Source organism: Streptococcus sp. oral taxon 431 (assembly GCF_023110115.1).
GTDB lineage: Bacteria > Bacillota > Bacilli > Lactobacillales > Streptococcaceae > Streptococcus.
Map to the genome: position 1 here is coordinate 68,662 of NZ_JALDVP010000001.1, position 22,159 is coordinate 90,820.

General features: G+C 36.4%; 19 protein-coding genes. 17 read left to right on the plus strand and 2 right to left on the minus strand.

All coding sequences use genetic code 11. From position 1 onward, the window contains the following. The first annotated feature begins 37 nt into the window (after positions 1-37). The 15 genes from dcm (at position 38) to M1F91_RS00415 (ending at position 14,211) form a co-directional block, all read left to right on the plus strand. A complete protein-coding gene (dcm, locus tag M1F91_RS00345) occupies positions 38-1,396 on the plus strand; it encodes a DNA (cytosine-5-)-methyltransferase (protein WP_084367379.1) in 1,359 nt (452 codons plus the stop codon). After that, positions 1,380-1,829, plus strand: coding sequence for a hypothetical protein (locus tag M1F91_RS00350; protein ID WP_084367377.1), 450 nt, complete (start codon positions 1,380-1,382; stop codon positions 1,827-1,829). Before dcm ends, M1F91_RS00350 begins: the two co-directional genes overlap by 17 nt. Next, entirely contained in the window at positions 1,822-2,202 is a 381-nt protein-coding gene (locus M1F91_RS00355; protein WP_000566524.1) for an arsenate reductase family protein, read from the plus strand. The genes M1F91_RS00350 and M1F91_RS00355 overlap by 8 nt, the downstream gene beginning before the upstream one ends. A 12-nt stretch (positions 2,203-2,214) precedes the next feature. Then, a complete protein-coding gene (locus M1F91_RS00360) occupies positions 2,215-2,448 on the plus strand; it encodes a hypothetical protein (protein ID WP_000840776.1) in 234 nt (77 codons plus the stop codon). Positions 2,449-2,450: 2 nt separating this feature from the next. Next, the gene (locus M1F91_RS00365) at positions 2,451-3,038 is read left to right on the plus strand and encodes a CPBP family intramembrane glutamic endopeptidase (RefSeq protein WP_247912176.1); all 588 of its coding nucleotides are present in this window, start codon (positions 2,451-2,453) and stop codon (positions 3,036-3,038) included. Between the two features lie 129 nt (positions 3,039-3,167). Next, the gene (locus M1F91_RS00370; protein WP_000227919.1) at positions 3,168-3,758 is read left to right on the plus strand and encodes a type IV toxin-antitoxin system AbiEi family antitoxin domain-containing protein; all 591 of its coding nucleotides are present in this window, start codon (positions 3,168-3,170) and stop codon (positions 3,756-3,758) included. After that, entirely contained in the window at positions 3,758-4,594 is an 837-nt protein-coding gene (locus M1F91_RS00375; RefSeq protein ID WP_000492399.1) for a nucleotidyl transferase AbiEii/AbiGii toxin family protein, read from the plus strand. Before M1F91_RS00370 ends, M1F91_RS00375 begins: the two co-directional genes overlap by 1 nt. Before the next feature lie 282 nt (positions 4,595-4,876). After that, complete coding sequence (locus M1F91_RS00380) at positions 4,877-5,176, plus strand: hypothetical protein (RefSeq protein ID WP_000869762.1); 300 nt, start codon at positions 4,877-4,879, stop codon at positions 5,174-5,176. Then, complete coding sequence (locus M1F91_RS00385; protein ID WP_247912177.1) at positions 5,166-5,654, plus strand: hypothetical protein; 489 nt, start codon at positions 5,166-5,168, stop codon at positions 5,652-5,654. Before M1F91_RS00380 ends, M1F91_RS00385 begins: the two co-directional genes overlap by 11 nt. Further along, the gene (locus M1F91_RS00390; protein ID WP_247912565.1) at positions 5,654-7,531 is read left to right on the plus strand and encodes a VirD4-like conjugal transfer protein, CD1115 family; all 1,878 of its coding nucleotides are present in this window, start codon (positions 5,654-5,656) and stop codon (positions 7,529-7,531) included. The genes M1F91_RS00385 and M1F91_RS00390 overlap by 1 nt, the downstream gene beginning before the upstream one ends. Before the next feature lie 20 nt (positions 7,532-7,551). Continuing rightward, complete coding sequence (locus tag M1F91_RS00395; protein ID WP_000627865.1) at positions 7,552-7,794, plus strand: hypothetical protein; 243 nt, start codon at positions 7,552-7,554, stop codon at positions 7,792-7,794. A gap of 16 nt (positions 7,795-7,810) precedes the next feature. Continuing rightward, the gene (locus M1F91_RS00400; RefSeq protein WP_247912178.1) at positions 7,811-8,665 is read left to right on the plus strand and encodes a conjugal transfer protein TrbL; all 855 of its coding nucleotides are present in this window, start codon (positions 7,811-7,813) and stop codon (positions 8,663-8,665) included. A gap of 53 nt (positions 8,666-8,718) precedes the next feature. Beyond that, positions 8,719-9,078, plus strand: a complete 360-nt coding sequence (locus M1F91_RS00405) for a PrgI family protein (RefSeq protein ID WP_001097589.1) — start codon at positions 8,719-8,721, stop codon at positions 9,076-9,078. Next, the gene (locus tag M1F91_RS00410) at positions 9,029-11,386 is read left to right on the plus strand and encodes a VirB4-like conjugal transfer ATPase, CD1110 family (RefSeq protein ID WP_247912179.1); all 2,358 of its coding nucleotides are present in this window, start codon (positions 9,029-9,031) and stop codon (positions 11,384-11,386) included. Before M1F91_RS00405 ends, M1F91_RS00410 begins: the two co-directional genes overlap by 50 nt. A gap of 11 nt (positions 11,387-11,397) precedes the next feature. Next, positions 11,398-14,211 (plus strand): phage tail tip lysozyme, encoded by a 2,814-nt coding sequence (locus M1F91_RS00415; RefSeq protein ID WP_247912180.1) that lies wholly within the window; start codon positions 11,398-11,400, stop codon positions 14,209-14,211. A gap of 34 nt (positions 14,212-14,245) precedes the next feature. Here the strand turns inward: M1F91_RS00415 and M1F91_RS00420 are convergent, their stop codons facing one another. Together M1F91_RS00420 and M1F91_RS00425 are read right to left on the minus strand one after the other, a co-directional pair. Further along, positions 14,246-14,854: a hypothetical protein gene (locus tag M1F91_RS00420; protein ID WP_247912181.1), complete on the minus strand. Its 609-nt coding sequence runs from the start codon at positions 14,852-14,854 to the stop codon at positions 14,246-14,248. Position 14,855: 1 nt separating this feature from the next. Then, entirely contained in the window at positions 14,856-15,020 is a 165-nt protein-coding gene (locus M1F91_RS00425) for a hypothetical protein (RefSeq protein ID WP_167350217.1), read from the minus strand. 461 nt (positions 15,021-15,481) lie between these two features. Between M1F91_RS00425 and M1F91_RS00430 the strand changes: the two genes are divergently transcribed. After that, positions 15,482-15,892 carry a thrombospondin type 3 repeat-containing protein gene (locus M1F91_RS00430; protein ID WP_074324868.1) on the plus strand — a complete coding sequence of 137 codons (411 nt, stop codon included), beginning with the start codon at positions 15,482-15,484 and terminating at the stop codon, positions 15,890-15,892. Positions 15,893-15,939: 47 nt separating this feature from the next. Continuing rightward, positions 15,940-22,158 (plus strand): DEAD/DEAH box helicase family protein, encoded by a 6,219-nt coding sequence (locus tag M1F91_RS00435; protein WP_247912182.1) that lies wholly within the window; start codon positions 15,940-15,942, stop codon positions 22,156-22,158. The last annotated feature ends 1 nt before the right edge of the window (position 22,159 follow it).

Sequence of the window (22,159 nt, forward strand, 5' to 3'; positions counted from 1 at the left end):
GGACATTGATTGTGGATCAGAAAGGGGTGATCAAGAAATGAGATTTATTGATTTATTTTCAGGTATAGGTGGATTTCGGCTTGGAATGGAAAGTGTTGGACACGAGTGTATTGGATTTTGTGAGATTGATAAATTTGCTAGAGAATCTTATAAGTCCATTTTTCAAACGGAAGGAGAAATTGAATTTCATGACATACGAGATGTTTCAGATGACGAATTTAAAAAACTTAGAGGGAAAGTCGATATCATCTGTGGGGGATTCCCTTGTCAAGCATTTTCAATCGCAGGAAGACGATTGGGATTTGAAGATACTAGAGGAACTTTGTTCTTTGAAATTGCTCGGGCGGCCAAACAAATCCAACCACGTTTTCTTTTTCTTGAAAATGTTAAAGGCCTACTCAATCACGATAAGGGACGGACGTTCACCACAATCCTTACCACACTTGATGAGTTGGGGTTTGATGTTGAGTGGCAGGTGCTTAACAGTAAGAATTTTGGCGTTCCCCAAAACAGAGAGAGGGTGTTTATTATCGGACATTCTAGAAAGAAAGGTACCCGACTCTTATTTCCTTTCAGACGAGAAGGTCAAGCAACTAACTCTGAGATTTTAAAAACATTAGGGAATTTGAATCCATCAAAAAGTGGAATGAGCGGTAAAGTCTATTATTCAGAAGGTCTTGCGCCAACCTTAGTTCGTGGAAAAGGAGAAGGATTTAAGATTGCGATTCCTTGCATTACACCAGATAGATTAGACAAGAGACAAAATGGTAGACGCTTTAAGGATAATCAAGAGCCAATGTTTACTTTAAATACTCAGGATCGCCATGGTATTGTCGTTGTTGGAGATTTACCAACTAGCTTTAAGGAAACTGGTCGAGTTTATGGAAGTGAGGGCTTATCTCCAACACTGACTACAATGCAAGGTGGAGATAAAATTCCCAAAATACTAATTCCAGAACCAATCAAATTTCTAAAAGTACGGGAAGCAACGAAAAAAGGATACGCTCAAGCAGAAATAGGAGATTCAATCAATTTGGAAAGACCAAATTCTCAGTATCGTCGTGGTAGAGTTGGAAAGGGTATAGCTAATACGTTAACAACTAGTGGACAAATGGGAGTAGTAGTTGCTAGTTATGAAGGAGAAGATAAACAAGTTTATCATGTAGCCGGTGTATTAATAGATGGACAATTTTACCGTCTGAGGATACGACGAATCACTCCTAAAGAGTGTTTTCGCTTGCAGGGCTTTCCTGATTGGGCTTTTGAAGCTGCTAGAAAAGTCTCTAGTAATAGTCAGCTCTATAAACAAGCTGGTAATAGTGTAACCGTTCCTGTGATTGCCGCAATCGCAAAGAAATTAAAAGAAATAGAGGAAAAAGATGAAAGCATTAAATAAAGAATCAATACTAGATTGTGATGAATTAGAAACAGAATTACATGATGCAGAAATCAAACAGCTGGATGAACAATTATTTTTGATACCCAATTATCCATGTGAGTTTGAAGTAACATTTTTAGATGATTACCATAAAAAACACAACTACCCACTATTTTACGAGTCCTATCTTCAAAACGTGATGGAATTCCTTGAAAGTCAAGACATAAAGAATGGGGTTGATGCCTTTGTAGATGATCATCAAAATCTTGTTTTTGTTTTATATGGACAAGGCTATCGAGCCGAGGGAAAAGAGGGAATACTTACAACCCAAGTAACTGTAAAAGCTTATGATGAAGAGAAGAAACCGATTAACTTCTCAAATTTATTAGATTCCTTAATCGTCTCAGAATATCAAATGGAACCGAATCTTTGGGAGGTCTCCCATGATTGATCTCTATCTAAGTAAAAATTGTCATAGAAATCAACTTCTTTTGGATTTCTTTCAAAAGTATGGCATAGAGGTCACTCCTCATTCTATTTCTGAAATGACAAAGGATAAATTAATTGAGATGATGAGCTATTCTTCAGATTGTTTCGAGTTTTTATCTCCCAATTTATTACGTTTTAAGAATCGAGATAACCTAAAATTAACAGATTTCATCGAAATGATATTAAAAAATCCTGAACTAACCATCAGACTTCCTCTTGCGGTTTCAAATAAGCGAGTTTATCCAAATTTGAATCTGGAGGAGGCTAGAGCTTTATTGCCAAGAGATACGAAACAATTGATTTACATGGCACAAACACATTATTTATCTAACTAAAGGAGAATCAATATGGCAGAACGATTTTGGGAGAACTTGTCCATTATTTTGGCTGAAAGGAATATCAGCTGGATTGAGTTAACCAGAAAAATGTTTGCGGGAGAGTTTCACTATCCAAGTGAATTGAATCGTTTGTATCAAAAGATACGCCACTACAAGATGGAACAACGAATGCCTCAAAGTCCATGGGTAGAAAGGATTGTGCAGGTATTAGATTTAGATTATGAAGATTTATTTCGGAGGTAACTATGAAAAGAATAATTCCAGTTTATATATTCCAACAAGTAAATGTCTTATTGGTATCCCTATACTTACTGAAATTGCTTTGTATTAGTGAGTTAACCATACTACAGATTCTCTATTGTGCGTCGCTCATTTCTTTTTTATGGATGTATGGTCAACGAAAACAAGTTGTCAAGGTCAATATCAAAACTAGGATGAAATGGCTTGGTATTGGATTCGTTATCCTACTGATTATAAATCTATGTTTTAGCCTAATCCATGCTCAAGGAACTACGAATCAAGCAAACTTAATTGGCCTTCAACATCAAGTCCCTTGGTTTTCATTTTTATTGTTATTAATCAATGCGAGTATGGTAGAAGAATTTCTGTATCGAGAAATTTTATGGAACTTGGTTAGAAAATTAGATATTCGAGTTGCTTTGACAAGTATTTTATTTGCCTTAGCTCATCATCCAGGAACCATTTTAGCTTGGTGTTTGTATGTTTCACTTGGGATGTTTTTAGGGCTTGTGCGATACAAATCGGACTTATGGGGCAGTATGGGGCTACATTTGGTGTGGAACCTATCAGTCTATGTCTTATTTTTTCTTTAATAATAGCTGGTCTGTCTTAAGCATGGATTAATTTTGAAATAAGAAAAATAAATGAATTGATTTTAAAGAAATAAAATGCTAACATATATAGTAGGTGTTAGCATTTTATTTCTAAGAAAGGAGAATGATATGGTTGATAAAAGAGAGAAACTGATGAACTCTTTCAATCAGTATGGTTTTTTAACTTTTAAACAAGTAATAGATGAAAATTTACACTACAAAACCTTATTAAAAATGGTTGCAGAAGGAAAAATCGATGCTGAAGAAAAAGGGTTATATCGCTTACCTGATATTTATTTAGATGAGTGGTTTGTCCTTCAGTATCGATTTCCAAAGGGAATCTTTTCTTTGGAGACAGCACTTTGGTTACATGGTTTATCTTTGACTATCCCTTTTAATATGACGATGAGTTTTCCTTATGGTACGAATACCAAAAACATTAAGGAAGCAGATATATGTCCTATTATTTTACGCTCTCACTATAGTGAAGGAATTATTGAAATAGAGCGCCTTCCTGGTCAATTTATTAAAGTTTATGAAGTTGAACGAGTTTTGGTTGAATGTCTAAGACCAGTTCATCAGGTGGATCTTCAAATTATTGCACCAGCGTTTAAAAAATATTTTCAACAAAATAAAATTCATTTACACAAATTATTTTATTATGCCCAGCTATTTAAAGTAACTGATAAGTTACAATCTTATACGGAGGTACTATCTTAATGTTTTCAAATGCGAATAGCTTTAAAGCAAAAATCAAAAACATTTCAAAAGATAAGGGAATTCCAGCTCAACAAGTACAACAACATTATTTAATTGAGCAAGTATTAAAGCTGATTTCTACTAGTTCTTATAGAGATTCCTTCATTGTAAAAGGAGGGTATCTAATAGGTCAAATGATTGGACTAGATAAGCGAACCACAATGGATTTAGATGTCACTCTGAAGGGAACCGAAATGAGCAGAGAAAATTTGATTCATATCTTTGAAGAGATTCTTTGTTCTAAAACTGATGGATTTTCATTTTCAGTAGATAAGCTAGAACCTATTCGCCAAGATGATGAATATGGAGGATTTTCATTAAAATTAAATGCAACTTTTGATACATTAAAGGAAGTTGTTTTTATTGATATTACTACTGGTGATAAGATCACACCAAGAGAAATTACATATTCAATGACTTCTATCTTTACTAATGAAAGCATCAAGATATGGACATATAATCTAGAGACTGTACTTGCTGAAAAGTTAGAAACGATCATCAGTAGGGGATTAGCTTCGACACGCCCACGTGATCGATATGATCTTTTCACCTTGTATAAACTTAGAAAAGAAGAGATTAATCTAGAAGTATTAAAAAATGCACTTGAGAATACGGCAGAAAAACGTAAAAGTAAAGATACTATTTATAATTGGGAAGAACAAGTGAGAGGAATTGAAATTTCTGATTATCAGAAAGAGCTATGGATTCGTTATCAACGCCAATTTAAGTATGCTAAAGATATCTCATTTGATAACTCTGTTCAGGTCATTAGGGAAATTATGCAACAAATATTTTAGTACAAAAGCAACTCATTCGTAAAGCAGTGAGTTGCTTTTTTTATTCCAACAACCCCAAAAATGTGATAAAAATTTCAACTACTCTTATCTATAATAAAGCTACCTGTTCTTTGAAAATTGAATCCACTCCGTCTTGATTAGCGTGCCTGTGTAAGTAGGGACTGAGAGTATTTCCCTGTGAAGGGCAACTGGCACAAGACGTGTGTGAGAATTTTCTAACAGACACGGAGTTTATCGTTACCAGACTTAAACGATGCGACAAACTAGATAAAGGAGTTAATCATGAAGGTAGTAAACTTGTATGATTTGAAACAAATGGGAAATAAAGGTGGTTGTACCATCCAATTGATTCATCACTTTCCTTTTGGTATGGGCTTAGGACATCTCAAAAAAGACTACATTGAATTTAAACGTGTTGGTATCGTTGATGGGAAAGCAGTAGAAGTTACTCTTCGAGAACCTTATTCTAGAGATCTACTGCAGGTTGTCAAGTCGATTAAGCAACGTCAGAAATTGATAGCTTATCGTTATAAAGAAGGAAAGCTGCTATTTGTTAAGGAGGAGGCATCAGATGTCCTCTGAACAACAGGAACGAATGGCGGTTCAATATGCAGAGCGTAGTCTTTTATTTACTGTAAAAAGTCTCTTAAAGATTCTAGAATGGTCTAGACGACAGGCTTTAGAACAGGATTTCGCCTATAAGATAGGGGTGCAGAAATTAGAAGAATTGCTACAATCTCCCTATGCGATTGATACGATTAATCTGAAAAAAGATTTTTTAGACAAACCAATTGATATAGAGAAATTTAAAGCTTTTTTAGAAAAAGAAGAGATTCCTTTAGCCATCGCTTGGCAAGGGGATTCTCTGCATTTCTACACGAAAGACCGTTCGATTTTAGACAATCATTTAGACCATCTGTTAGAAAAAATGGTCAATGATCCGGAGAAATTAGCTGATTTTACCATGGATAAGTCATTAGACGATGCAATTGATGAGGCTAAATCTCAAATTACCTTTAGACAAGAAGGGGCCGTCAAACAGAAAGAGATGGTGAGATGATGTACAGTGGAAAGAAATTCCTACTATTCTCACTGTTAGGTATCTTACTAGGCTATCTTTTTCATCGTTTGACGCTTTTGTATGATTCCTATGCTGGAAATACCTTAGATAAATGGACTCATCTTCTGATGGAAGGTCAAGATGAAGTTCTTCAGTCGCCATGGAATGTTTCCTTTACTGGAAAATCAAGTGCTTTTTTTCTACTAGGCTTTGTGATGATGTTACTAGTTTATCTCTATCTAGAGACTGGTAAAAAACAATACCGAGAAGGGGTAGAATACGGGAGCGCCCGTTTTGGAACTCTAAAAGAAAAGAAGCTCTTTTACGGTAAGGAATTTTCTCATGATACGATTTTAGCACAAGATGTTCGTTTGACATTATTAGATAAAAAACCACCTCAATATGATAGAAATAAGAATATTGCGGTGATCGGTGGTTCAGGAAGTGGGAAGACATTTCGCTTTGTGAAACCCAATCTGATTCAAATGAATAGTTCTAATATTGTAGTGGATCCTAAAGATCACTTGGCCGAAAAAACAGGCAAACTCTTTTTAGAACATGGCTACCAAGTAAAGGTGCTAGATTTAGTCAATATGAAGAACTCAGATGGCTTCAATCCTTTTCGCTATATAGAGACAGAAAATGATTTGAATCGCATGCTGACGGTTTATTTCAATAACACTAAAGGCTCTGGCTCCCGTAGTGACCCATTTTGGGATGAAGCTTCTATGACTTTGGTACGAGCTTTAGCCTCTTACTTGGTCGATTTCTATAACCCACCTAAAACAAGAGAACAGCTCATAGAAGAAAGTCGTTTAAGTCAAAAGGAATATCAAAACTTGTTGAAACGTCAAAAAAAAGAAGTGGAAGAGCGAAAAAAACGAGGGCGTTATCCAAGTTTTGCTGAAATCTCAAAACTCATTAAACACTTATCCAAGGGTGAAAACCAAGAAAAAAGTGTCTTAGAAATTCTATTTGAAAATTATGCTAAAAAGTATGGCAATGAAAATTTTACCATGCGAAATTGGGCAGATTTCCAAAATTATAAGGATAAGACTCTGGATTCTGTTATAGCTGTAACCACTGCTAAATTTGCCCTCTTCAATATTCAAAGTGTCATGGATTTGACCAAAAGAGATACCCTTGATATGAAGACATGGGGCAAGGAAAAATCAATGGTTTACTTAGTTATCCCAGATAACGATAGTACCTTTCGCTTTCTTTCAGCCCTCTTTTTTTCAACCGTATTTCAAACCCTAACAAGACAAGCAGATATTGATTTTAAGGGTCAATTGCCTCTTCATGTGAGAGTTTATTTAGATGAGTTCGCAAATATCGGAGAAATTCCAGATTTTGCTGAACAAACCTCAACAGTCCGTTCTCGGAATATGAGTCTCGTTCCTATTCTACAAAATATTGCCCAACTTCAAGGGCTCTATAAAGAAAAAGAAGCTTGGAAAACCATTTTGGGGAACTGTGATAGCTTAGTCTACTTAGGTGGTAATGATGAAGATACCTTTAAATTTATGAGTGGCTTACTCGGTAAACAAACCATTGATGTTCGAAATACTAGTCGTTCTTTTGGCCAGACAGGTTCAGGATCCCTTTCTCATCAAAAGATTGCTCGTGATTTAATGACACCTGATGAAGTCGGAAATATGAAACGGCATGAATGCTTGATCCGAATTGCCAATATGCCTGTCTTTAAAAGCAAAAAATACAATTCCACTAAGCATCCAAACTGGAAGTACCTAGCCAATCAAGAAACCGATGAACGGTGGTGGAACTATCAAATCAATCCTTTAAATCAAAGACAAGAAAATCATCTTGAAGGCCTTAGAATTCGTGATTTAACTTTTGAATCTAGTTTAAAATAAAAATAGAAAAGAGGAAATAGATGATTACGCATTTTAAAGGTTTTGTTTATGGAGTAGACGCAAGCGCTATGTTTGCACAAGCTATGTCTTTGTTACAGAAGGGATTGATTGCAGTTGGTGCCTTTCTCGTTGTTGTGGGGATTGTCAACCTTGCAACCAATATTAAAGATGGTGGACCAGGTGTTCGGAATGCTATTCTTGAAATTGTCGGTGGTGTTATGGTAGGGGCTGCTGGAGCCTTTGTAACCCAGATTTCAATTTAGGAGGATAAACAATGACATGAATCTTAGTTTAGTCTCACCCTTTGTTTACCTTGCATCTGAAAAAATATCAGCTGAAAATTTATTTGAAGGATTTAATGTGGATTTACAATCTACGGTAGATCTGATTAAATCTCTATCTAGCTACAATCCAACAGTTTGGACTTATATGTCTAGTATTACTAAAAGTGTCATGCAGCCTCTTGGAGTTGCGATTTTATCAGTTGTTCTCATCTTAGAATTTTCGAAGATGGCAAAGAAAATTGCTAACTCTGGTGGAGCGATGACCTTTGAAGCATTAGCGCCGATGTTGATTAGTTATATTATGGTCGCAGTTGTAATTACCAACACTACCGTGATTGTAGAAGCCATCATCGGGATTGCGAGTCATGCCATTGAACAAGTGGCATCTATTGTGGCTCACGGTGGGGCAAAGTATGATACCATCTCTGGATTAAAAGGGTCAGGATTTATTGGCCGGATGATTGTGGGATTTTTCGCCCTCCTCATTTGGCTTGTTCGGATAGTAAGTGCAGCCATGGTTAATCTTTTGGTATCTATTCGATTTATTCAACTCTACCTTATGATCCCATTTGCCCCTCTTACGATTCCAACATTTTTAAGTGATGAATGGAAGTCTATTGGTATTGGCTATTTAAAAAATATTATGGTCTATGCGGTACAAGGGGTTCTTATTTTTCTGATTGTTTCTCTTGTTCCTTTGTTTGAATCTGCTGGGAAAATAGCTGTTTCAAATGGTGCAGGAGTCCTGCAATCTCTTGCGATTATGTTTGGTGGTTTAATACAAGCTATCTTACTGATTATTGCCCTCGTTGGTTCTCAACGTACGGCTCGCTCAATCTTAGGTATGTAATTAGATAAAGGCTAGGAAGTGATTGCTTCTTAGCCTTTTTAGAAAGGAAAGTCATGAATACACGTGTCTTTAAAGACATCTCAAAATACCAACACAGGGCTTGGTTAGGTTTCACCACAAGACAAATCATCTTTGTTTTACCAGCCTTTATTGTCACAATTATTGTTTTGGGCTTGAATCTCTTTTTCTGGCAATTTGGAGATTGGTTTGTTTACGGTTTTGTGTTTGCCTTTACCATTCCCCTCATGCTTTTTGGAGTCTATAAACCCAATGATTTATATTTTGAACATTATTTGAAATACCGTCTTCATTTTGAATTAACGGTTCCCCTACGCACAATTACAGGAAAGAAAGGACCTGAACATGAAAAGAAAATCAAATACATTAAAGAAACAAAAAACTTCAATGACTAATAAAAAGGAAAAAGTTAAAGGAAAAAAAGAGGAAGTGTTACCTTCTACGGCTAATACTCTTTCCTATCAAGCCCTGTATCAAAATGGTCTGATGCAGGTAAAAGAAGATTATTTCTCACAAAGCTATTTACTTGGTGATGTCAATTATCAGACCGTTGGTTTGGAAGATAAGGGCGCAATCATTGAGAAGTATTCTGATTTGATTAACTCCTTAGATGACCAAACCAACTTCCAATTGACTATCTTTAATAAAAGATTGAATTTAGAAAAGTTTAGACAGAGTGTTCTGTATGAGGAAAAGGAGGATGGGTATGATAGCTATCGTAAAGAATTGAATCGGATTATGAATCAGAATTTAGACAGTGGGGAAAATAATTTTTCAGCTGTGAAACTGATTAGCTTTGGAAGAAAGGATACTAATCCCAAACAAGCCTATCGTTCCTTGTCTCAAATTGGAGAATATTTCAAGAGTGGTTTCTCAGAAATTGATGCACGATTTGAATCCTTGGCTGGAGAAGAACGGGTGAACTTGTTGGCAGATATGCTTAGAGGAGAACACCATCTTCCTTTTTCTTACCGTGATTTAACGAGATCTGGTCAGACAACTCGCCACTTCATAGCGCCTAATCTCTTGGATTTTAAAAACAAGAATTACCTTCAAATCAATGACCGCTTATTGCAGATTGTCTATGTGAGAGACTACGGTATGGAATTAGGTGATCAGTTTATCCGAGACCTCATGCAAGGAGATTTGGAATTGATTGTGAGCCTCCATGCCCAAAGTTCGACTAAGGCAGATGCCATGAAGAAACTACGAACGAAGAAAACCTTGATGGAATCTCAAAAGATTGGGGAACAACAAAAACTAGCTCGTACAGGTATCTATTTGGAAAAAGTAGGTCATGTATTAGAAAGCAATATCGATGAAGCTGAGGAACTATTAAAAACCATGACCGAGACAGGAGATAAACTATTTCAAACGGTCTTCTTGATTGGTGTTTTTGGTCAGGATGAAGAAGAACTCAAACAAGCTCTAGACACTATCCAACAAGTGGCCGGTTCAAATGATCTAATGATTGATAAACTTCCATATATGCAAGAAGCAGCCTTTAATAGTTTGCTACCATTTGGTTGTGATTTTGTAGAGGGAGTATCACGGAGTTTATTAACGTCCAATATAGCAGTGAACTCTCCATGGACTTCAGTAGATTTACAAGACCGTAGTGGGAAATATTACGGTATCAATCAAATCTCAAGCAATATTATTACCATTGATCGCAGCCTATTAAATACACCGTCTGGTCTGATTTTAGGAACATCTGGAGCTGGGAAAGGGATGGCAACCAAGCATGAAATTATCACGACCAAAATCAAGGAATCTGGTGAAAATACTGAAATTATCATCGTGGATCCAGAAGCAGAATACAGTGTCATTGGACGAGCTTTTGGGGGAGAAATGATTGATATTGCGCCCGATTCCCAAACTTATCTCAATGTCCTTGACTTGTCTGAGGAAAATATGGATGAGGATCCTGTAAAGGTAAAATCAGAATTTCTTTTATCCTTTATCGGCAAATTATTGGATAGGAAAATGGATGGGAGAGAAAAATCGATTATCGACCGAGTTACCAGACTCACCTATCAGTCATTTAAAGAGCCTTCTTTGGAAGAATGGGTTTTTGTCTTGAGTCAACAACCAGAAGAAGAAGCGCAGAATTTGGCACTTGATATGGAACTGTATGTCGAAGGTTCTCTTGATATTTTTTCTCATAAGACCAATATTCAGACAGGATCTAATTTCTTGATTTATAACGTTAAGAAGTTAGGAGATGAGCTGAAACAAATCGCTCTTATGGTAGTGTTTGATCAGATATGGAATCGTGTTGTTCGGAACCAAAAATTAGGGAAGAAGACCTGGATTTATTTTGATGAAATGCAGCTTCTCTTATTAGATAAATATGCCAGTGACTTCTTCTTTAAATTGTGGAGTCGTGTCAGAAAATATGGAGCCAGTCCGACTGGAATAACACAAAATGTCGAAACTTTATTGTTAGATCCAAATGGTAGACGGATTATTGCCAATAGTGAATTTATGATTCTCCTCAAGCAAGCAAAAAATGACCGAGAAGAACTGGTTCAACTCTTAGGCTTGTCAAAAGAACTCGAAAAATACCTTGTCAATCCAGAAAAAGGGGCAGGACTGATAAAAGCTGGTTCAGTTGTCGTACCCTTTAAAAATAAGATTCCTCAAGGTACTCAATTGTTTGATATTATGAGTACGGATCCTGATAAAATGGCTTCTAACTAAGGGGAAGGTAAATGAAGGATAAAAGAGAAATCATACGTGCACGAAAGGCATTTAGAAGAAGTCTAAAAGATGAGAAGAAATTGTTGAAACAAGGAAAGAAGGAGGTGAGGAAACAGAAAAAAGATTCCTCTGTACTGGATGAAAAAGCTTGGAAAAAAGAGATAAAAGAAAAGCTAGAGGAGATGAGAGAAGCTTCAAAGGAGAGAGTAAAACAAGCAAATGAAGACTACAATCATATTCTTCAAAATAGTCCTCCATCTCTTTTGAATCGCAAAGAATTAAGAGACAGACGGTTGCCTCATGCTAGGAAACGAATGAAAATAGCCAAGAAGCAATTTAAGGAAGCAAAAGTAGAAGCAAAAGAAGAAAGAAAAGAGAGTCGTAAAGAAAGAAAAACCAATCAAAAATTTCTCTACGGTCAGGAATCGAAACAAAAATCTAATTTTTCCTTTCAAGGGAAGAGTTTAGAAGAATTAAAAGCTAAGAAAGAAGTCAAGGCCGCCAAAGAAAATTTAAAATCTACTAAACAAGCCTATAAATCCAAAAAGGTTAATAGGAAAGCCAAAACTTTCCTTTATGTCCTTGGACGTGAAGGTGGAGAGTTAGCTTCAGAAAATGAAGATTTAGAAGGCTATCGCACACTTCAAGAGACCATTAGAAAAGGAAAACGCTACAGTCGGCTTTCTTATAATCTTGGAAAAGCTAGTGTCAAAACAGGACAAGCAACAGGTCGTTTTACCAAGAAAAGACTGACCAACACAAAAGAGCGATACCATCATTTTAAGGATGGGAAAGGATGGAAACTAGCGAAAGATAATCCAAGTTCCTTTAAAAATCGGTATCGAAAATTAAAGAAACAAGGCCTTACAAGTGTTCGAAACATCTATCAAAAACTAAAAGCAGCCTTTTCCTTCTTTACATTTGCGGCTGGAAATCCTGTAACCTGGATAGTTGGAGGAATAGTCTTTCTTCTTTTACTTATGATGAGCTTCTTTTTAGGATTTTCATCTGCTAGTTTGATTCAACAAGATGAATTTGAATTAACAAAAGCTTATACCCACCTAACTTGGGAAGACGCAGAACATACCCGAACCAATGACAAAGGCATTACCTATTACACAAAAGTTGATGATGTGATGGGGTATATGAACTTTAAATTCCATGACTATGAGTTACACAAACCAGTTCACTTATTTAGTTCAGAAACTTACAAGGATTATCTATCTACTTTGTGGCATGATTTAAACGATGGGGAAGATTTGAAATCCATGCAAGACCTTTATGAAACTCCTAAGTATAAACTCTCGAAAGACGATCAAGAGGAAATGAAGGAACTAAAAGAAGAAGGTGTGTATGCTTCCATGCAGGAATTAGACAATCCATTTGAGGGACAAAGCAACGAAGATAGTCTAACCATGACTTATCGTTATGGATACTATGATTTAGACGGAAAACCTACCCTTCAGGAGTACATTCTACTAGAAGCGAAGGCTCACCAAACGATTGTCGCACCAATGGATGGAGTTGTATCTCTAGATGGTGACAATGTTATTCTCACTAACGGAAAAGGAGAGAATGAGAGTCGATTGACCTTGTATTCTATTCATAATGGCCGTGCGATTGAGGGGACAAAAGTCCTAACGGGTGATATTATTGGTGAAACACCAGACGATACAGGCTTGAAAGTTTCCTATCAAAAGTATAAGAACAAGAAAGAAAAATTGGTGTATGTCAATCCGCAATTTTATTTCCCAAAAGTCATTCAACTTCAGACTACTATCTTACCTGCCATTGGTCAGTTTGGTGGGGATGAGTTTGAACGAGCGAAACATATTTATGAGTTTTTGAAATCTCAAGGGGCAAGTCCCCAAGCCATTGCGGCAATTTTAGGAAATTGGTCGGTAGAGTCTTCTATCAATCCTAAACGAGCTGAAGGAGATTATTTATCTCCTCCTGTTGGCGCTACCGATTCCTCATGGGATGATGAAACCTGGTTAGCGATAGGAGGGCCAGCCATTTATAGTGGTGCTTATCCTAATATCCTTCATAGAGGTTTGGGGTTAGGTCAATGGACGGATACTGCAGATGGTTCAACACGTCATACAGCTTTGTTAAATTATGCACGTAGCAAAAATAAGAAGTGGTATGATTTAGACCTCCAACTTGATTTTATGCTTCATGGGGATAGTCCTTACTATCAAAGTTGGTTAAAGGATTTCTTTAAAAATACGGGCAGTGCAGCCAATCTCGCCCAACTCTTCCTTACCTATTGGGAGGGAAATTCTGGTGACAAACTACTGGAAAGACAAACTAGAGCAACGGAATGGTATTACCAAATTGAAAAAGGCTTTAGTCAAACAAATGGAGGACAGGCAAAAAGTGACCCACAATCCCTTGAAGGGGTTCGTGGGGACTTGTATGATCATTCTGTTCCTGGTGGTGGAGATGGTATGGCCTATGCCTATGGACAATGTACATGGGGTGTTGCGGCTCGTATGAATCAGTTAGGATTAAAGCTAAAAGGTAGAAATGGAGAGAAGATTTCAATCATTAATACCATGGGAAATGGTCAGGACTGGGTTGCGACAGCTTCAAGTCTTGGTGGGGAAACTGGCTCTACACCAAGAGCAGGTGCCATTGTTTCTTTTGTGGGAGGTACACATGGTACACCAGCCATCTACGGTCATGTGGCTTTTGTCGAGAAAGTATATGATGACGGTTCTTTCCTTGTGTCTGAAACTAACTATGGTGGCAACCCTAACTATACCTTTAGAAAAATCTCTCAAGCAGATAGTGCCATCAGTTTTGCCTATACGGTGAAATAAAAGAATCATGTCATCAGTTTAGGTGACATGATTCTTATTTTTTATAGAGTGACATATTTAATGCCATAGGCTGATAACTTACTTGATTATCGTCTTTAATCAATTGACTGTAAGTAACAAATCCGAACTGTTCATAAAATTGAATGACTTTAGGATGATTGATACTATCTAAAAATACCATCTGAGTTCCTACAATTGCTCGAAATTCTTCAATTTTTTGAATTACAATTTCAAATAATTCTTGTCCTGATAGTTTATTTAGCTTTGTGTTTTTGCCGAATTGACCGATAAGTAACACAGGGAGATAATCAATATTTTTGGGACTTTTCCCTTTTAGGACGAGTTTCTTTTTTAAGGATTCCTCTAAATCAGAAATATCAACAACTTTGAGAGATAAACTAAAGAATCCTATGATGTTATTTGTTTCAGTTTCTTCAACGATAAAATTACGAGAACGATGTTGTTTTTCAAAATTGGGAGCTTTATCAGATAGATAAGTCAACATCTCTTCATTATCTTTGAAATTAACATTTTCTAAAATGATAGTTTTAAATAGCTCCTGAACTTGTTTCTCAGTTTTATCAGGAGCCAGCACTTGAATATTTTCAAGATATTGCTTAAGTGGTGTTACTTGAATTGTCATCTTACAGATACTTTAAAATGAGTTTATTTTTCGTTGGAGCGGTAGCGTCTTGTGATTCAATAGATTTCAAGACTGCTTGTAGCTTTTTAGATGGTTCATGATTAAGAATTTTTAGAGCATCTTCGTTTGTTAGTTTTATATCACGTGTTAAACTGATTGTAGCCATTTGTTCTACCTCCTGTTTCTACTTAAATTCATTATAGCTTATTTTGAACAAAAGTTCAATCTAAAGATAGTGTATGTTTTCTATAGTGTATAAATCCAAAATAAGTTTTTCTCTTGCGTTTGTAGCTCATATTCGTTAGAATAATGGTGTAGATGAGTGGTCGGCTCATGGTCAATCTGATAGTAATCTTGGACATAAGGGCCAAGCGGTGGCGGACACCAGAACAAAATCCGATAGCAATCTTGGACGTAAGGGCCAAGCGGTGGCAGACACCAGAATAAACCGACTGACTAGGTGGCTTACAGGTTCAGTAAGTCATCTTTTTACTTTGATAATAATGTTTTATCATTTTAAGGAGAACGTAGTTTTGGCTCGTTCTCTTTTTTTGTTGTGATACTTCTTTCAAGGAATATTTGGTAGGATTGGAGTGAAAAAAGATTAACTAGGAAAGAAGGAAGTATATGGAAGCCATTTATCAACGTGATTCGGATCAAGATGGATTAACTGATGCTCAAGAATTGGCGCTAGGAACCAATCCTCTTAGCGCAGATTCTGATGGTGATGGACGTTCAGATTTAGTGGAAATAGAAGAAGGAACCAATCCCTTAGAAAAGGATTTACAAGACATAGACCAAACAAGTATCACTGAACCGTCCTCAGTATTTATGGAAATGAAACAAAAGATTTCAGATATGATGGAGAGTCACTACAAGGAATTTATACAGGCTCTGATTAGTATTGAAACAGGGATTGAAAACGAACAAGACCTTGAAGACTTATATACTTACTACATGAGAACAGATGCCGTTTCTCTTTTGTCTAGTGATTTAGAAACCAGTTCTCAAGAGGTGGAAATGGAGATAGAGTTGTAGGGGAATCATATGATTCTCCTATTTTCGTATAGATGAAAGGAGCAATAATGGAAGTAATACAATTATTGGCTATGTTTCGTGGAACAATTCCAAAAGATAGAGAGAAAATGGACTTATTTCTTCGTTATCAAGCACAACATTTTGATGAGAAATGGCAGGACTTAGTAGAGAGTTTTTTGACTGAAGAGGGAAAGATAAAAGAGATACCTCATGTCTATTCTTTTCATCAAGATATTGTTTCTTTCCTAGAGGCCAGTTCTGAAAATAATGACCAAGATTTAGAAAGTTACACAAGAAATTTTGGACAAGCAGGTCTAAGTAAATTATCTCAATTAAGCAATTGGGAGAAAAACTTGGTTCTAGAAGTCGCAACCTATAACCTTTCCACTCGATTTCACATTCAATCTGAAAAAGAAGAACTAGAACAACTAAGTGAGCTTGTATTTTATCAGAATCAGGATGTCAATTTAGTCAATGTCTATCGGGTTGCGAATAATCTATCTGATCGCATTAGTAGAGATATAGAGAAGTTTCTTCTAATGGTTGATTCCAAAGAACTAAAAAAAGAGGTTCTTGAGATTCATTTTGAAGAAAAAGAGGGAGATGTTCTAGCCTATTTGGGTTCAGAATTGATGGCTACTTTAGATACCGTTACGGATCTTGTCCATCATGAAGAAAACTACACACAACTCCCACTGACACAAAAGCTGAAGATTATTACTCATTTTGATGAAGTGAAAGCTATAAGAGAAAAGTCTAATCAAGTAGAGGAATCTTTATCTCCTTCAAGTGATATTGAACAGGAAACGGAAGAAACGAACTCTTTTTCTAATGTCGATAAAATTGTAGAAGAAGCTTTGAGGGAATATCCAATTGGTTCACAAGTAAGTTATAAAGGACAAGTATTTCAGTTGGTTTCGATTGAAAATGCTCAGTTAAATGACTTGGTTCGCCTAGAACTATTCAGTGATTCCAACCAGTTATTTGAAGAGAATCCTATCTTATACTTGAACAGTTTGGAAGAGTTTGAACAAGTGTTGTCTCATGTAGAATTTGAAAAAGAAGATTCAGAGATTGAGATTGATCCATCAAGTGAAAGTCAGGAAATAGATTTGTTTTCCTACCTGGAAGAAGATAATGAAAAGGAAAAGGACAAGGAAACAAAACCTTTAATTTCAGGTATAGAAGAGACGGATGTTACTGTTCAAGATTTTGTTTTTCCAGATGACTTAGAGGACTTTTATCCTAAGACAAATCGAGAAAAGATTGAAACGAATATCGCCGCAATTGAACTTGTTAAAAGATTAGAAAAAGAGGGACGACAAGCGAATCCAGAAGAACAAGAACTACTAGCCAAGTATGTCGGCTGGGGCGGTCTTGCCAATGAATTTTTCGATGAACTCAATCCAAAGTATGAAACAGAACGTTTAACTCTTAAGAGTTTAGTAAGTAAATCAGAATACTCCACTATGAAACAAAGTTCTCTCACAGCCTATTATACAGACCCAATGATTATTCGCCAGATTTGGCAAAAGTTACTAGATGATGGTTTTGAGGGAGGAAGGATATTAGATCCTTCTATGGGGACTGGGAACTTCTTTGCGGCTATGCCTAGAAGTATACGAGAGAGGTCAGAACTCTATGGAGTTGAATTAGACAGTGTGACAGGCGCAATCACAAAACAACTACATCCTAATGCTTATATTGAAGTTCGAGGATTTGAAGAAGTTCCCTTTCAAAATAATAGTTTTGATTTAGTCTTAACGAATGTTCCTTTTGGAAATTTTCGCATTGCCGATAAAAACTATGATAAACCTTATATGATTCATGACTACTTTGTCAAACACTCACTTGATTTAGTAAGAGACGGGGGACAAGTTTCGATTATCTCATCTATCGGGACAATGGATAAGCGGACAGATAATGTCTTACAAGAGATTAAAACCAACACTCATTTTTTAGGGGGAGTTCGTTTGCCGGATACGGCTTTTAAAAAGATTGCAGGTACTCGAGTGACCACAGATCTCCTATTCTTTCAAAAGGATCAATCAAAGAATCTTAATGAGGAGGAACTTGTCTTTAGTGGCTCTATTCCCTTTGAGGAGGATAAGCGTGTCTGGATCAATCCTTATTTTGATGGGAAATACAATACACAAGTTTTGGGTGAATATGAGGTACGTAATTTTAATGGAGGAACCCTCAATGTTAAGGGGGAATCAGAAACATTAGCTACTGACATAATGAAAGCATTAGAGAATGTAGAAGCACCTAAACAAATTGACAATTCTTTGAAAGCACCTGTTTTTATCCAAGAAGAAGTGGATAATTCTATCCCAAGTCATATACGTGAGAACTTAGCGCTATATTCTTTTGGATATGAGGGAAATCAAATTTATTATCGAGATACGCATGGCATTCGGAAAAGTTCAAAAGTAGACGAAATTAGTTATTATGTAGATGAGAAGGGAGATTTTAAAGCTTGGGACAGTTCCTTGTCTGAACATAAAATAGATCGATTCGTTCAACTTCATTTGACAGATGAGGAAGCACTAGATGTATACAAGTCAGAAGAAGCGAGTAAAAGAGGGAAATATAAGGGCTTGTTCAAAAAAACGGTCTTTTATGAAAGCCCCTTATCGGATAAGGATATTAGTCGCATTAAGGGTATGGTTGATTTGAGAGAGACATATCAAGCCTTAATTGAAATTCAACGCCATCCAGATTATAGTCGGACAGATTTTCAGGTATTACTTAGTAAACTCAATCGTGACTATGATCGGTTTGTAAGCCAATTTGGATACTTGAATGTCTCAGTCAATCGGAACTTATTTGATAGTGACGATAAGTATTCTTTACTAGCAAGTTTAGAAGATGAATACATTGATTCTAAAGATCAGAAAGTAAAATATAAAAAATCTTTAGCCTTTGAGAAAGCATTGGTTAGGCCGGAGAGAGTGATTACAAGAGTTTCAACGGCTTTAGATGCCTTAAACTCCAGTTTATCAGATGGTAGAGGGGTTGATATAGACTATATGGTATCAATTTACCCTGAACATAGCCAAGCAGCTATTTTAGATGAGTTGGGTGACCAGATCTTAATGGATCCAGAAAGCTATTTAAGAGGGGAAAGAAAATATCTTTCTAAGAACCAGTTTTTGTCAGGAGATATTCTCAACAAGATAGAAGTAGTTCAACTATTAGTAGAGGAAAACAATCAAGAATGTGACTGGTCTCATGCTTTAGATTTGTTAGAATCTGTTCGCCCTCCAAGGATTCATCTGGCAGATATTGAGTTTAAAATAGGGTCACGTTGGATTCCTCAATCCGTTTATGGTAAATTTGCCTTTGAATGTTTTACCAACCGTGAATTTGAATTGTCTTCGCCTGATGTTGAACAAGTCATTGAAGTGAATCCTGTCGATGGGCAGGTTCATTTAAGGACATCATTTGCTTATCGCTATCCAAGTGCCAAAGATAGTAGTCTTGGAGTCAGTGGCTCACGTTATGATACAGGAAGAAAGATTTTTGAGAATTTACTTAATTCGAACCAACCGACTATTACTATGACTGTTACGGAAGGGGAAAAGAAAAAGACCATCACAGATTTGGAAAAAACCTCTGTTCTAAGAGCAAAAGAGCAGCATTTACAAGACCTCTTTCAAGAATTTGTCTCACGGTATCCAGAAGTCCAACAAGTCATTGAAGAAAGTTACAATCGTCTTTATAATCGAACGGTTAGTCGAGAGTATGATGGTAGCCATCTAGTCATTGATGGCTTGGCACAAAACATCAGTCTTCGCCCTCATCAAGAGAATGCCATTCAAAGAATCGTAGAAGAAAAAAGAGCTTTATTAGCTCATGAGGTAGGTTCAGGAAAGACCTTGACCATGCTTGGTGCTGGGTTTAAATTAAAAGAGTTGGGGATGGTTCATAAGCCCTTGTATGTGGTGCCCTCTAGTTTGTCTGCTCAATTTGGCCAAGAAATCATGAAATTTTTCCCTACTAAAAAAGTCTTTGTGACCACTAAGAAAGATTTTGTGAAGGCGAGAAGAAAACAATTTGTGTCACGTATTATTACAGGAGATTACGATGCCATTGTCATTGGGGATTCTCAATTTGAAAAAATCCCTGTCAGTAAAGAAAGACAGATGAATTATATCGAGGATAAACTCAATGAACTACGAGAGATTAAAACACATTCTGAAAATAAGTATACCGTTAAAGAAGCAGAACAATCAATAAGTGGTCTAGAGAAACAATTGGAAGAACTCCAACGTTTCAATCGTGATAGTTTTATTGATTTTGAGAACTTAGGAATTGATTTTCTCTTTGTGGATGAAGCACATCACTTTAAAAATATTCGTCCAATTACTGGACTTGGAAATGTAGCAGGGATTACCAATACAACCTCTAAGAAGAACGTGGATATGGAAATGAAGGTTCGACAGATTCAGGAAGAACATGATTTTAAAAATATTGTCTTTGCGACAGGAACACCTGTTTCCAATTCTATTAGTGAGTTGTATACTATGATGAACTACATTCAACCGGATATCTTAAAACGCTATCAAGTTGATTATTTTGACTCTTGGGTAGGTGCTTTTGGAGAAATTCAAAACTCTATGGAATTAGCTCCTACAGGGGATAAGTACCAACCTAAGAAACGATTTAAAAAGTTTGTCAATCTACCTGAGTTGATGAAAATCTATAAAGAAACAGCCGACATTCAAACACAAGATATGTTGGATTTACCTGTTCCAGAAGCTCGTATTATACCTATTGAGAGTGAGTTAACTGAAAACCAGAAACTCTATTTAGAAGAATTAGTTATGAGGTCAGATGCGGTTAAATGTGGAACAGTTGATCCAAGCCAGGATAACATGTTAAAGATAACAGGTGAGGCACGGAAACTAGCTATTGATATGCGTTTATTAGACTCTAGTTATAGTCTAGCAGACAATCATAAACTGCTTCAGGTAGTGGATAATGTTGAAAGAATTTATCGTGAAGGAATGGAAAATAAGGCTACTCAGATGATTTTTTCAGATATTGGAACACCTAAGAAAAAGGACAATGGCTTTGATGTTTATTCTGAGATTAAGGCTTTATTAGTTGATAGAGGAGTCCCTAGTAAGGAAATTGCCTTTGTACATGATGCCAATAGTGATGAAAAGAAGAATAGTTTGTCTCGAAAGGTCAATGCAGGAGAGGTGCGGATCTTACTTGCCTCAACTGAAAAAGGAGGAACAGGTTTAAATGTTCAGAGCAAGATGAAAGCAGTTCATCACCTGGATGTACCGTGGAGACCAAGTGACATTCAGCAACGCAATGGACGGATTATCCGACAGGGAAATGAAAACAAGGAAGTGGATATTTACCACTACATTACCAAAGGTTCATTTGATAATTATCTATGGGCAACTCAGGAGAACAAACTTCGTTATATTAAGCAGATTATGACTTCTAAGGAGCCGATTCGTGCTGCGGAAGACATTGATGAACAGACCATGACAGCTTCTGATTTTAAAGCACTAGCAACAGGTAATCCATATCTCAAATATAAGATGGAACTAGAGAATGATCTAACTCTATTAGAAAATCAAAGACGCGCCTTTCAACGCAGCAAGGATCACTATCGTCATACAATCTCTTACTGTGAAGAAAATATTCCCATTCTTGAGAAACGATTAAGCAAGTATGAAGGCGACATTCAACAGTCTGAAATGTCGAAAGACCAATCATTTTCTATGACAGTAGGTAAGCAAGCTTTTGAGCAACGAGCTGAAGCAGGTGAATCCCTACACCGTCTTATCCGTCATAATCAATCTGACAGCAAAGAATTTCGTACCCTAGCAAGTTATCGAGGATTTGACATTAAAATGCTTAGTCTTCCAACAAATCAACCTCTTCCTGAAACCTTCTCTGTTAAGATTGTAGGAGAAAATCAATATTCTGTCAGTTTAGATTTGTACTCTCCTTTGGGGACAATTCAAAGGCTTCAGCATACGATTGATCACATTAAAGAGGACCAAGTGAAAACTCAGAACTTATTGGATGAATTAAAGGATAAATGGAATACTGCTAAGGTAGAAATTGAGAAAAACTTTCCAAAGGAAGAGGATTATCAAACTAAAAAGGCCGAATACGATGTACTCGCGCCATTGATTGAAACGGAAACGGATTTAGATATTATTGATCAGGCCTTAAGACAATTCCATGAAAAAGGAAAAGAAAAGCAAGAACAACTTTCTTTTGAATTGGAGTAAA

Bases quoted from the DNA above. Each gene is read 5' to 3' on its own strand.
- M1F91_RS00425 (WP_167350217.1), bottom strand. From the start codon at position 15,020: ATGGCTACAATCAGTTTAACACGTGATATAAAACTAACAAACGAAGAT.
- M1F91_RS00370 (WP_000227919.1), top strand. From the start codon at position 3,168: ATGGTTGATAAAAGAGAGAAACTGATGAACTCTTTCAATCAGTATGGT.
- M1F91_RS00350 (WP_084367377.1), top strand. From the start codon at position 1,380: ATGAAAGCATTAAATAAAGAATCAATACTAGATTGTGATGAATTAGAA.
- M1F91_RS00400 (WP_247912178.1), top strand. From the start codon at position 7,811: ATGAATCTTAGTTTAGTCTCACCCTTTGTTTACCTTGCATCTGAAAAA.
- M1F91_RS00355 (WP_000566524.1), top strand. From the start codon at position 1,822: ATGATTGATCTCTATCTAAGTAAAAATTGTCATAGAAATCAACTTCTT.
- M1F91_RS00390 (WP_247912565.1), top strand. From the start codon at position 5,654: ATGTACAGTGGAAAGAAATTCCTACTATTCTCACTGTTAGGTATCTTA.
- M1F91_RS00385 (WP_247912177.1), top strand. From the start codon at position 5,166: ATGTCCTCTGAACAACAGGAACGAATGGCGGTTCAATATGCAGAGCGT.
- M1F91_RS00415 (WP_247912180.1), top strand. From the start codon at position 11,398: ATGAAGGATAAAAGAGAAATCATACGTGCACGAAAGGCATTTAGAAGA.
- M1F91_RS00435 (WP_247912182.1), top strand. From the start codon at position 15,940: ATGGAAGTAATACAATTATTGGCTATGTTTCGTGGAACAATTCCAAAA.
- M1F91_RS00430 (WP_074324868.1), top strand. From the start codon at position 15,482: ATGGAAGCCATTTATCAACGTGATTCGGATCAAGATGGATTAACTGAT.
- M1F91_RS00410 (WP_247912179.1), top strand. From the start codon at position 9,029: ATGAAAAGAAAATCAAATACATTAAAGAAACAAAAAACTTCAATGACT.
- M1F91_RS00395 (WP_000627865.1), top strand. From the start codon at position 7,552: ATGATTACGCATTTTAAAGGTTTTGTTTATGGAGTAGACGCAAGCGCT.
- M1F91_RS00420 (WP_247912181.1), bottom strand. From the start codon at position 14,854: ATGACAATTCAAGTAACACCACTTAAGCAATATCTTGAAAATATTCAA.
- M1F91_RS00360 (WP_000840776.1), top strand. From the start codon at position 2,215: ATGGCAGAACGATTTTGGGAGAACTTGTCCATTATTTTGGCTGAAAGG.
- M1F91_RS00375 (WP_000492399.1), top strand. From the start codon at position 3,758: ATGTTTTCAAATGCGAATAGCTTTAAAGCAAAAATCAAAAACATTTCA.
- M1F91_RS00405 (WP_001097589.1), top strand. From the start codon at position 8,719: ATGAATACACGTGTCTTTAAAGACATCTCAAAATACCAACACAGGGCT.
- M1F91_RS00380 (WP_000869762.1), top strand. From the start codon at position 4,877: ATGAAGGTAGTAAACTTGTATGATTTGAAACAAATGGGAAATAAAGGT.
- M1F91_RS00365 (WP_247912176.1), top strand. From the start codon at position 2,451: ATGAAAAGAATAATTCCAGTTTATATATTCCAACAAGTAAATGTCTTA.
- dcm (WP_084367379.1), top strand. From the start codon at position 38: ATGAGATTTATTGATTTATTTTCAGGTATAGGTGGATTTCGGCTTGGA.